The following is an 11,709-nucleotide window of genomic DNA, read 5'->3' on the forward strand; positions in this document are numbered from 1 at the left end:
GGACGTGGTCACAGTTTAGGTCCAGCCGATCTCCGGCCGTTGCGCTATCATCTTCACTCTGAGATTTTGGGGACCGTTTTTCCTGATGCCGACCTGGACGAAGTCACTGCTGGTATTGCCACTCTTTTTTATCGCCTGCGTTAAAGCCGATCCACTGCAAAAGTCGTTTTCCGACTGGCAGGTGACCTGTAATAACGCCGGGTTCTGCGTGGCGCGCAATATACCTGGCGACAAGGGACTGGTAATGACTATCGCTCGCCATGCCGGCGTCAACGATCGCCCGCTGCTGCGCATCGACTACGGCAGCGCCTACAGCGGGGAGCTGCCCGGCGGGCCGCTGCAGGATAATTTACTGCTCGACCAGCGCCGTCTGCGTCCCGACTTCAAACACTGGACGGTTGAACCGCACCATCTTGCCACCAGCAACGCCATCGCCATTGATGAATTCCTGGCGCAAATCCTCGACGCGGACGCGATCCAGCTGACCTATAACGCGCAGGCGGCTATTTCACTGCACGGGCTGAAAGCGGCGCTGCTGCTGGTGGATGACGTGCAGGGCAGGGTCAACGGCATGAGCGCGTGGATAAAGCGCGGTTCGCGCGCGCTGTGGGATGTGCCGCCGCAGCCGCCGCTGCCGCAGCTGCCCGATATGGGCCCGCCGCCCGCCGCGCTGACGCGTGAGGAAACCAGCGGACTGCTCGATTACGGCACCTGGCGGCTTAACAGCGACGCCTGCTCGCTCGACCCGATGCGGCGCGAAGTCAACGTCGCGCCGCTGACCGACAGCAAAGCGCTGCTGATGGTGAGCTGTGAGATGGGGGCCTATAACGTGATCGATCTGGCGTTTGAAGTGACGCGCGCTGCGCCCTATGTCGCACGCGGCATCACGCTGACGCTGCCCTTTACGCCGCCGCGCGGCGAGCGTCAGCTGGAGCTGATCAACGCCGACTACGACGCCAGCACCGGCCAGCTCTACACCTTCAGCAAAGGGCGCGGGCTGGGCGACTGCGGCTCCGCCACGCGCTGGCGCTTTAACGGCACCAGCTTCACGCTGGCGGAATATGCTGAGGAGTCCACCTGTGACGCCTGGCACAGCAGCGACGACTGGCCGACCCTGTGGGTCTCCCAGCCGCCGCCCGCGCCTTAGCGAATCGCCTGCACCATCATCGGCGAGCCGTTCTGGTTGCCGACCAGCTCCGCCAGCATATCGTTGACGCCGTCGCTCATCGCGGTAAAGCGCGTCAGCGGCGAGCGGGTGATCACCACAAATACCCCAACGTTATGCTGCGGCACCATCGCCATATAGGTGATGAACCCGCCGCCGCCGCCGGTTTTCTGAATAATGCCGGGGCGACCGTTTTTCGGCCCCATATAGACCCAGCCCATGCCAATGGCGTCGGCTCTGCCCGGCACGTCCATGCCTTCTACCTTCGCCAGCTGATCGCGGCGATAGATCAGCGTCTGCATGCGGTCGACCTGCGGCGAACGCGGGTTAATAGCCGAGTCGAGGAACTGCTGCATCCAGCGGCCCATATCCTCCGGCGTCGAGTAGACGCCGCCGCTGCCGATAGCGGCGAGCGTGTTATTGCACGGGCTGGCGCCTTTCTCCGCCACCATCAGGCGATCGCACTGCTCTGGCGAGGGGGTAAAGGTGGTGTCTTTCATGCCGAGCGGGCGGGTGATCAGCTGCTGCAGCAGGGCCGGATAGGGCATACCGGCGGCGCGCGCCAGCGCATCGCCCAGCAGGTCGTAGCCCAGATTCGAATAGGAGGCGTTGGTGCCCGGCGCCGCTTTCAGCTTCGCACCCGACAGCCACGCCCAGCGGTCGCTGCGCGTCGGCCAGACAAACACCGGACGATGCGCTTTGCCGCCGGGCTGCTCGCGCGGCAGGCCGCTGGTGTGGGTTGAGAGGTTGATCAGGCGAATCGGCTGCCCGGCGTAGCTCGGCACGCGCGCGCCAGCCGGCGCATATTTGCTCAGCGGATCGTCAAGGCGGATCTGCCCGCGTTCCGCCATCTTCACCATCACTTCGCTGGTCAGCAGCTTGCTGAGCGAGGCGATGCGGATCAGGGAATCTTTCTGCGGCCGGACGTTGTTGCCGGGGCGAGTTTCGCCAAAGCTGGCGAAAACACGCTGGTTGCCGTCGATAGCCACCAGCGCCATGCCGGTCGCGCCGCTGCCGTAAAAAATATGTTCAGCGTAGCGATCGACGATCTGGGAAGAGAGCAGAGGATCGGGCGCGATCTGCGCCTTGCCTGCCAGTGGCATCAGCGAAACCATTAAGGCGAGTAAATAGGGCGTACGTTTTTTCAACGGAGAAGCATCCAGCGAGAGGAAAAAGGGAAAGATCCTATAGTAATGGGTTTACGCAAGCGGTGAAGGGGGCGAGAAAGATTTTTTTCTGTTTCAGGCTATAAAAGAGAATGGCCCTTCCCGCAGGAGAGGAAGGGCCTGAAGCATTACGCTGGCTTGAGTAACGACTCCGCCTGCGCCACGACGTTTTCCACCGTGAAGCCGAAGGCAGGGAAGAGTTTGCCCGCCGGCGCGGATTCGCCAAAGGTGGTCATGCCGACGATTTTGCCGTCGATGCCGACATATTTAAACCAGTAGTCGGCGATGCCCGCCTCAACCGCCACGCGCGCGCGCACCGTCGACGGCAGCACCGATTCGCGATAGGCGATATCCTGCTTGTCAAATACGTCGGTGCTCGGCAGCGATACCACGCGTACCTTGTGCCCGTCGGCGGTCAGCTTCTCCGCCGCGCCCAGGGTGATCTCCACTTCGGAACCGGTGGCGATCAGGATGATATCCGGCGTGCCTTCGCTGTCTTTCAGCACGTAGCCGCCGCGGGCGATATTCTCCACCTGCGCCGGGCTGCGTTCCGGCTGCAGCAGGTTCTGGCGCGACAGGATCAGCGCGGTCGGGCCGTGATGGCGCTCAATCGCGGCTTTCCACGCCACCGCCGTCTCTACCTGGTCGCAGGGCCGCCAGGTGCTGAAGTTCGGCGTCAGGCGCAGGCTGGCGAGCTGTTCAACCGGCTGGTGCGTCGGGCCATCTTCGCCGAGGCCGATGGAGTCATGGGTATAGACCATAATCTGGCGCGCCTTCATCAGCGCCGCCATACGCGCGGCGTTACGCGCATACTCCACGAACATCAGGAAGGTTGCGGTATAGGGAACGAAGCCGCCGTGGTGCGCGATGCCGTTGGCGATAGCGGTCATCCCGAACTCGCGCACGCCGTAGTGAATATAGTTGCCCGCCGGATCCTCTTTAATCGGCTTCGAACCTGACCAGATGGTGAGGTTGCTTGGCGCAAGGTCCGCTGAACCGCCCAGCAGCTCCGGCAGCAGCGAGCCGAGATGCTCCAGCGTATTTTGCGACGCTTTGCGGCTGGCGATCTTCTGCGGATTAGCCTGCAGCTCGGTGATAAATTTGTGGGTTTCTTTTTCCCACGTCGACGGCATTTCGCCGTTCATGCGGCGCTGATACTCTTCAGCCAGCTCCGGATGCGCCTGTTTATAGGCTGCCAGCTTGTCGTTCCAGGCGCGCTCGCGCTCGGCACCCGCCTCTTTGGCGTCCCACTGCTGGTAGATCTCCTGCGGGATTTCAAAGGGAGCAGAGGTCCAGCCCAGCTCTTTACGCGCCAGCGCCACTTCCGCGTCGCCCAGCGCCGCGCCGTGCGACTCCTCTTTACCGGCTTTGTTCGGTGAACCGAACCCGATAATGGTGCGGCAGATAATCAGCGACGGCTTGTCGGTAACGCTCTGCGCCTCTTTAATGGCGCGGCTTACCGCCTCGGCGTCGTGACCGTCGATCTCGCCGACGACGTGCCAGTTATAGGCTTCGAAGCGCTTATGGGTGTCGTCGGTGAACCAGCCTTCGGTTTCGCCGTCGATTGAGATGCCGTTGTGGTCGTAGAAGCCGATCAGCTTGCCGAGACCCAGCGTGCCCGCCAGCGAGCAGACTTCGTGGGAGATCCCCTCCATCAGGCAGCCGTCGCCCATAAACACATAGGTAAAGTGGTCGACAATATCGTGACCCGGACGGTTAAACTGCGCGCCCAGCGTGCGTTCGGCAATTGCCAGACCCACGGCGTTAGCCAGCCCCTGGCCCAGCGGGCCGGTGGTGGTCTCCACGCCTGGCGTATAGCCGATTTCCGGGTGGCCTGGGGTTTTAGAGTGCAGCTGACGGAAGTTCTTCAGCTCTTCCATCGGCAGATCGTAGCCGGTGAGGTGCAGCAGGCTATAGAGCAGCATCGAGCCGTGGCCGTTAGAGAGAATAAAACGGTCGCGGTCGGCCCATGCCGGGTTAGTCGGGTTGTGTTTCAGGTAGTCGCGCCACAGCACTTCGGCGATGTCCGCCATGCCCATCGGCATGCCCGGGTGACCTGAGTTCGCTTTCTGTACCGCATCCATACTTAACGCACGAATTGCGTTCGCCAGCTCTCTGCGTGATGACATAGGGTTCTCCCTTCATTGAGCGGAAGTGCGGGCGGGAAACCCGCCCGACGAAATGAAACAGACAAAAACTACAGGCGCGCGGCCAGCACGTCTTCGAGTTTTTGCTGATCGACGGCAAACTGACGGATGCCGTCGGAAAGTTTTTCGACCGCCATCGGATCCTGGTTGTGCTCCCAGCGGAACTCCGCTTCGGAGAGCGAGGCGGGCTGGTGGAAGCCTTCGGTGGAGGGCTCCAGCTTGCGCTCAACCGGCGCATCGCTGTTCTGCAGCTCTTCCAGCAGGTTCGGGGAGATGGTCAAACGGTCGCAGCCCGCCAGCGCGATAATCTGCTCTACTTTACGGAAGCTTGCACCCATGATGATGGTGCTGTAACGGTGCTTTTTGTAGTAGTCGTAGATACGGCGCACAGATTTCACGCCCGGGTCTTCATCGACCACATAGGGATCGAGCGGCTTGCGGCTGTTGTACCAGTCATAGATACGGCCGACGAACGGCGAAATCAGGAAGACGCCCGCTTCCGCGCAGGCGCGCGCCTGGGCAAAGGAGAAGAGCAGCGTCAGGTTGCAGTGGATGCCGTTTTTCTCCAGCTCTTCAGCCGCTTTAATGCCTTCCCAGGTAGACGCCAGCTTGATCAGAATGCGCGAACGGTCAATGCCGTGCTCTTCATACAGGCGAACCAGTTTTTCCGCTTTGGTCACGCACATGCCACGATCGAAAGAGAGGCGCGCATCTACTTCGGTCGAAACACGGCCCGGTACGCTTTTCAGGATCTCCATACCGAGGTTAATAGCGACTTTGTCGCTGGCGTTGATAATCTGCGTCTCTTTGCTGCCGCCCTGCTTTTTCGCATAGTCGATGGCGTCGTCGATCAGGTGCTTGTAGCCTTCGAGGCCGGCGGCTTTCAGGATCAGGGAAGGGTTGGTGGTCGCATCTTCAGGATGGTAGTTGCGAATGGATTCGATATCGCCGCTGTCCGCCACAACGGTTGTAAACTGTTTTAATGCCTCTAGCTGGTTCATCTTTTAACTCCTTGATGAGCAATTCTTTATTGCGAATGATTTCACCCTGCAACACAGTGCATCAGGCGTTCGATGATGAAAATACTCTTTTTCTGATTATTGCGATGGGTTGAACTCATCGGGGCCCCGCGCGACGAAAACAGCGTGACGTCAAACAGGGAGAGCCTGCTGCAACATCCTGTCAGCCAGCCGGGGGGCGAAAATCGCGCATCACAAAGGTTAGCAGAACTGACGGGTTCTGCCGGGTTAACCGCACTTTCCGCCCTGTGCCACCTTTACGCACCGAACTCTCTTATCGCGATCGCCCCAACGTTTTCCTTTCAGCCAGCCTTTTATACTGCCAGCGCACCGAAGCTGAAAAAGGAACCGACAATGGACGACCAACTCAAGCAGAGCGCGCTCGATTTTCATCAGTTTCCCACCCCGGGCAAAATCCAGGTTTCCCCCACCAAACCGCTCGCCACCCAGCGCGATCTGGCACTGGCCTATTCGCCCGGCGTCGCGGCCCCTTGCCTCGAGATCGCACAGGATCCGCTGGCGGCGCATAAATATACCGCGCGCGGCAATCTGGTGGCGGTGATCTCCAACGGCAGCGCGGTGCTGGGGCTGGGCAATATCGGCGCGCTGGCGGGCAAGCCGGTAATGGAAGGCAAGGGGGTACTGTTCAAGAAGTTCGCCGGTATTGACGTCTTCGATATCGAAATCGACGAGCAGGACCCCGATCGGCTAATCGACGTCATCGCCGCGCTGGAGCCGACCTTTGGCGGCATCAACCTCGAGGATATCAAGGCGCCGGAGTGCTTCTATATTGAGCAGCAGCTGCGCCAGCGCATGAAGATCCCGGTATTCCATGACGACCAGCACGGCACGGCGATTATCTGCACCGCCGCCGTGCTCAACGGGCTGCGCATCGTAAAGAAAGCGATTAGCGAGGTGCGGCTGGTGGTCTCAGGCGCAGGCGCCTCGGCCATCGCCTGTCTCAATCTGCTGGTGGCGCTCGGCATGCAGAAGCGCAACATTGTGGTCTGCGATTCGAAAGGGGTGATCTACCGCGATCGCGATGCGGGCATGACGCCCACTAAAGCCGCCTACGCCGTCGAGGATAGCGGCGCGCGCAGGCTGGAGGAGGTGATAGCGGACGCGGATATTTTCCTCGGCTGCTCCGGGCCACGCGTGCTGACGCCGGAGATGGCGCAAAAGATGGCGCGCGATCCGCTGATTCTGGCGCTGGCCAACCCTGAGCCGGAAATTATGCCGCCGCTGGCGAAGGCGGTGCGCCCCGACGCCATTATCTGCACCGGCCGCTCCGACTTTCCTAATCAGGTTAACAACGTGCTCTGCTTCCCCTTTATCTTTCGCGGCGCGCTCGACGTCGGGGCGACCAGCATTAACGAGGAGATGAAGCTGGCGGCGGTGCACGCCATCGCCGCGCTGGCGCAGGCGGAGCAGAGCGATGTGGTCGCTTCCGCCTATGACGATCAGGATCTCAGTTTCGGCCCGGACTATCTGATACCTAAGCCTTTCGATCCGCGTTTGATTGTGGAGATCGCCCCGGCGGTGGCGCGCGCCGCGATGGAGTCGGGCGTGGCGACCCGTCCCGTCGAGGATTTCGACGCCTACCGCGAGAAGCTGACCGAGTTCGTCTATAAAACCAATCTGTTTATGAAGCCGATCTTCTCTCAGGCGCGCAAAGCGCCGAAGCGCGTGGTGCTGGCGGAAGGTGAAGAGGCGCGCGTGCTGCACGCTACCCAGGAGCTGGTGACGCTCGGGCTGGCGCGCCCGATTCTGATCGGCCGCCCCAACGTTATCGCAATGCGTTTGCAGAAGCAGGGGCTGAAGATCGAGGCGGGCAGAGATTTCGACGTGGTCAACAACGAATCGGATCCGCGCTTTAAGGCCTACTGGAACGAGTATTACCAGATAATGAAGCGGCGCGGGGTTACGCCCGAGCAGGCGCAGCGCGCGGTGATTGGCAATCCGACGCTAATCGGCGCCATTATGGTACATCGCGGCGAGGCGGACGCGCTGATCTGCGGCACCATCGGCGACTACCGTGAGCACTATGACGTAGTGGAAAAAGTGTTCGGCCTGCGCGACGACGTCAAGGTTGCGGGCGCGATGAACGCGCTGCTGCTGCCCAGCGGCAATACCTTTATCACCGACACCTACGTCAACGAAGACCCCACGGCGGAACAGCTGGCCGATTTGACGCTGCTGGCGGCGGAAACGGTGCGTCGCTTTGGCATCGAGCCGCGCGTCGCGCTGCTGTCGCACTCCAGCTTCGGCACCTCGAACGCGCCGGGGGCGCGTAAGATGCGCGAGGCGCTGGCGATTATTCAGCGCCGCGCGCCGGAACTGGAAGTGGATGGTGAGATGCACGGCGATGCGGCGCTGGTCGAGAGTATTCGCCGCGAGCTGATGCCGGACAGCCCGCTGAAAGGGGCAGCGAACCTGCTGATTATGCCCAACGTCGAAGCGGCGCGAATTAGTTACAACCTGCTTCGCGTCTCCAGCTCGGAGGGCGTCACCGTCGGCCCGGTGCTGATGGGCATCAGCAAGCCGGTGCATGTGCTGACGCGCATCGCGTCGGTCAGGCGAATCGTGAATATGGTGGCGCTGGCGGTCGTCGAGGCGCAAACCGCGCCGTTATAGCCAGTCGCGCACCGGCAAAAAGTCGCGCGTCAGCGCGGCTTCCGGCGAGTCAGGCTCTGGCTGGTAGTCATACTCCCAGCGCACCAGCGGCGGCATCGACATCAGAATGGACTCCGTGCGGCCGCCGGTCTGCAAACCGAAGAGCGTGCCGCGATCCCATACCAGATTGAACTCGACGTAGCGTCCGCGACGATAGAGCTGAAACTGACGCTCGCGCTCGCCCCAGGTGAGCGCCTTACGGCGTTCAACGATTGGCAGGTAGCCGTCGAGGAAGCCGCGGCCCACCGCCTGCATAAAGGCGAAGCTGGTGTCGAAGTCCGGCGTATTGAGATCGTCAAAGAAGAGGCCGCCGATACCGCGCTGCTCGTCGCGGTGTTTCAGGTAGAAGTAGTCGTCGCACCATTTTTTATAGCGCGGATAGACCTCGTCGCCAAAGGGCTGACAGAGGTCGAAGGCGGTCTGATGCCAGTGTACCGCATCCTCCTCGAAGCCGTAGTAGGGCGTCAGGTCGAAACCGCCGCCGAACCACCACACCGGATCGGCACCCGGCTTTTCGGCGATAAAAAAGCGTACGTTGGCGTGGCTGGTCGGCACGTAGGGGCTGTGCGGATGGATCACCAGCGAGACGCCCATCGCCTCAAAGCTGCGGCCCGCCAGCTCTGGACGGTGCGCCGTCGCCGAGGCGGGCATTTGATCGCCGTGTACGTGGGAAAAGTTAACCCCTGCCTGCTCAAACACCGCACCGTCGCGCAGCACGCGGCTGCGTCCGCCGCCGCCGCCCGGACGCTGCCAGCTGTCTTCAATAAACTGCGCGCCGCCGTCAGCTGCCGCCAGTTGATTACAGATTGTCTCCTGCAGGTTCAGCAGAAAGGCTTTAACGCGGGAAATATCGGGCATGGCACTGGACTCATTACAAAAAAGTGGCGCAATTATACCTGACCATTGCGGCGATCGTACTCATCAAAGTAGCGGGTAATGCCATCGGCGATCGCCGTGGCGATTTTGCGGCGGAAAGCGTCGGTACCGAGCAGCTGCTCTTCGCGCGGATTGGTAATAAAGGAGGTCTCTACCAGCACTGACGGAATCGACGGCGATTTCAGCACGGCGAAGGCCGCCTGCTCGGTGTGTTCGCTGTGCAGACGATGCACCGGGCGGATCTGATCCAGCACATGTTTGCCCAGCGTCAGGCTGTTGCGGATGGTGTCGGTCTGCACCAGGTCGAACAGAATCTGGTTCAGATAGTGATCCTGCTCCTCGACTTTCGCGCCGCCCACTTTATCTGCCGCGTTCTCTTTATCGGAGAGATAGCGCGCCATGGCGCTGCTGGCGCCGCGGTTGGAGAGGGCGAACACCGAAGCGCCGCTGGCCTCGGGGCTGGTAAAGCCGTCGGCGTGAATCGACATAAACAGGTTCGCGCCGTGCTGGTGGGCGATCTCGACCCGCTGGTAGAGCGGAATAAAGTGGTCGCTGTCGCGCGTCAGCCGCACCTCAATGCGCGGATGCGCCTGCAGCAGCTCGCGCACCCGGTTGGCAATCGCCAGCACGATATGTTTCTCTTCCGAGCCTTCACTGCCGACGGCGCCGGAGTCGATACCACCGTGACCGGGATCGATCATCACGATGCGTTTGCCGTTTTTCTGCGGCGGCGCAGGCTGCGCATGGCGCGGGCTGACGCGCAGCGGGGCGTTCTCCTCTTTCGCCTGAATCGCGCGTGGAGAGAATACGGCCAGCGCCAGGCCGGAGAGCAGCAGCTGACGGCGATTGGTAAGGCGCTTGAGCAGAGAAAGTGTGGGCATAGGCTGGTCCATTAGCGGATGATGTGCACAGTGTTATATCGTAACAGTTTGCTCGCGGCGAGGGCGGAACCCTTTCAGCCCATTACTTTGTATGTCAGGTTGCTAACAGAAAAATTGCCGGTTTTTGTTCCGCGCTGCGCTAGCCGGGGTTGCACGCGGCGCCGAATGCGTGATAATCAGCAAATTGTGCTTATTTGCAAGGTAAAGAAGATGGAAATCCGCGCCTTCCGCCAGGAAGATTTTGAAGAGGTCATTACGCTCTGGGAGCGTTGCGATTTGTTACGTCCGTGGAACGATCCAGAGCTGGATATCGAACGCAAGATGAACCACGACGCGGACCTCTTTTTGGTTGCGGAAGTGGGCGGCGAAGTGGTCGGTACGCTAATGGGCGGCTATGACGGCCACCGCGGCTCCGCCTACTATCTGGCGGTGCATCCCGACTATCAGGGCCGCGGCTTCGCCAACGCGCTGATGAACCGGCTGGAGAAAAAGCTGATCGCGCGCGGCTGTCCCAAAATCAACCTGATGGTGCGCGAAGAGAACGATCAGGTGGTGGCGTTCTACGAAAAGCTGGATTACGAACCGGTGGATTCGGTGCTGCTTGGCAAACGCCTGATTGAAGATCGGGAGTATTGATGCGGTGAAGTATCTGCCGGATGAATATGACGGGAAAGGGCAGCTTCGGCTGCCGTTTCTTTTTTGGCTGACCCTGCTGCTGCTGGCGCGCACCTGGATCCTGCTGGTGATGGCGGGCGCGTCGCGCCAGCAGGGCAGCGATCTGCTGGGGCTGTTCTATCCCGATCGCCAGGCGTTCTGGCTCGGGCTGGCGCTCGGCGCGCCCGCGCTGATCGGCCTGCTGCTGACCGGCTATCGCGCGCGCTGGCCGCGGCTCTGGCAGGCGTGGCGCTGGGTGCTGGCGCTGTCGCTGGCGGTAAATCTGGCGTGGCAGGGGGCGACGTTTGCGTCTGGCGATCTACTCGCGTCGCCCTGGCCGCTGCTGCTGACGCTGTTCGACGGCCTGGCGCTGCTGTGGCTGCTGGTCAACGTCCGGCTGCGCGACTGCTTTCTGCCGGAACATCAGCTGGCGGAATAAACTTTTTTGCCGCTGGCGACTCCAATGAGTTCTGCCGTTTGGCACAGTGTTAACAGGAGTTTTCATGAAAGTTTTACCTATTTCGCTGCTGGCGGCCGCCGCGCTGCTTAGCGGCTGCGCCAGTTCAGGGTCGGGTTCCGCCTCCGCATCCGACGTAAGCTGGTACAACCCGCTGAGCTATCACTGGTCGTCGGCGCTGCCGTGGAACTGGTTTGGTTCATCGCTGACCGCCACCGAGCAGGGCGTCGGCGGCGTCGGCAGCGCCACCGCGATGAGCGAAAGCGCCATCAGCGACGGCCTGAAAGGCAACTACAAGCTGCGTCAGGGCATGCGCAGCGAGAACGGCGACGTTATCGCTTTCTGGCAGGCGCTCGACGACGGACAGGTGAAACTCCAGATCAGCGGCGGCAGCAGCGTAGAGCGTATTGAGGTAACCGACAGCGATATCAGCGCGCAGGACGGCGCTAAAATCGGCGACGCCTTTAGCGACCGTTTCAGTAAGGCCTTTAACAACTGCAGGCTGGCGGGCGGCGCTGGCAATCACGACGTAGAGTGCCGCGCGCCGGGCAGCCAGCATCTCTCCTACGTATACAGCGGCGACTGGCACGGCCCGGACGGTTTGATGCCGTCAGACGACGTGCTGAAAAGCTGGAAGTTGAGCAAAATTATCTGGCAGCGCTAACGTCCTG

General features: G+C 61.3%; 10 protein-coding genes. 5 read left to right on the forward strand and 5 right to left on the reverse strand.

The features are described from left to right. Positions 1–85: 85 nt before the first annotated feature. Positions 86–1,147, forward strand: coding sequence for a DUF1176 domain-containing protein (locus MHZ97_RS12705; protein WP_239314733.1), 1,062 nt, complete (start codon positions 86–88; stop codon positions 1,145–1,147). Here the strand turns inward: MHZ97_RS12705 and ampH are convergent. The 3 genes from ampH to tal all read right to left on the reverse strand — a co-directional run bounded on the left by ampH (position 1,144) and on the right by tal (position 5,479). Next, entirely contained in the window at positions 1,144–2,313 is a 1,170-nt protein-coding gene (ampH, locus tag MHZ97_RS12710; protein WP_103794303.1) for a D-alanyl-D-alanine-carboxypeptidase/endopeptidase AmpH, read from the reverse strand. The genes MHZ97_RS12705 and ampH overlap by 4 nt on opposite strands. Before the next feature lie 146 nt (positions 2,314–2,459). Further along, on the reverse strand, positions 2,460–4,460 hold the full coding sequence (tkt, locus tag MHZ97_RS12715; RefSeq protein ID WP_239314732.1) for a transketolase: 2,001 nt from the start codon (positions 4,458–4,460) through the stop codon (positions 2,460–2,462). Between the two features lie 68 nt (positions 4,461–4,528). Further along, on the reverse strand, positions 4,529–5,479 hold the full coding sequence (gene tal, locus MHZ97_RS12720) for a transaldolase (protein WP_033753764.1): 951 nt from the start codon (positions 5,477–5,479) through the stop codon (positions 4,529–4,531). 372 nt (positions 5,480–5,851) lie between these two features. Here tal and maeB point away from each other — a divergent pair, with 372 nt between their 5' ends. After that, positions 5,852–8,131 carry an NADP-dependent oxaloacetate-decarboxylating malate dehydrogenase gene (maeB, locus tag MHZ97_RS12725; RefSeq protein ID WP_239314731.1) on the forward strand — a complete coding sequence of 760 codons (2,280 nt, stop codon included), beginning with the start codon at positions 5,852–5,854 and terminating at the stop codon, positions 8,129–8,131. On the opposite strand, the gene hemF is transcribed toward maeB, so the two are convergent. Both hemF and amiA read right to left on the reverse strand, forming a co-directional pair. After that, the gene (gene hemF / locus MHZ97_RS12730; protein ID WP_239314730.1) at positions 8,126–9,028 is read right to left on the reverse strand and encodes an oxygen-dependent coproporphyrinogen oxidase; all 903 of its coding nucleotides are present in this window, start codon (positions 9,026–9,028) and stop codon (positions 8,126–8,128) included. The two genes, maeB and hemF, sit on opposite strands and share 6 nt — an antisense overlap. Positions 9,029–9,060: 32 nt before the next feature. After that, positions 9,061–9,927, reverse strand: coding sequence for an N-acetylmuramoyl-L-alanine amidase AmiA (gene amiA, locus MHZ97_RS12735; RefSeq protein ID WP_239314729.1), 867 nt, complete (start codon positions 9,925–9,927; stop codon positions 9,061–9,063). A 210-nt stretch (positions 9,928–10,137) separates the two neighbouring features. On the opposite strand from amiA, the gene MHZ97_RS12740 reads away from it, so the two are divergent. The 3 genes from MHZ97_RS12740 (at position 10,138) to MHZ97_RS12750 (ending at position 11,702) form a co-directional block, all read left to right on the forward strand. Further along, positions 10,138–10,563 (forward strand): GNAT family acetyltransferase, encoded by a 426-nt coding sequence (locus MHZ97_RS12740; RefSeq protein WP_120458165.1) that lies wholly within the window; start codon positions 10,138–10,140, stop codon positions 10,561–10,563. Further along, a complete protein-coding gene (locus MHZ97_RS12745; protein WP_374044254.1) occupies positions 10,550–11,020 on the forward strand; it encodes a DUF2919 domain-containing protein in 471 nt (156 codons plus the stop codon). Before MHZ97_RS12740 ends, MHZ97_RS12745 begins: the two co-directional genes overlap by 14 nt. A gap of 64 nt (positions 11,021–11,084) precedes the next feature. After that, the gene (locus MHZ97_RS12750; protein WP_103794297.1) at positions 11,085–11,702 is read left to right on the forward strand and encodes an RpoE-regulated lipoprotein; all 618 of its coding nucleotides are present in this window, start codon (positions 11,085–11,087) and stop codon (positions 11,700–11,702) included. The last annotated feature ends 7 nt before the right edge of the window (positions 11,703–11,709 follow it).

Source organism: Pantoea sp. ACRSC, assembly GCF_022346785.1.
Taxonomy (GTDB): Bacteria; Pseudomonadota; Gammaproteobacteria; order Enterobacterales; family Enterobacteriaceae; genus Pantoea; species Pantoea alvi.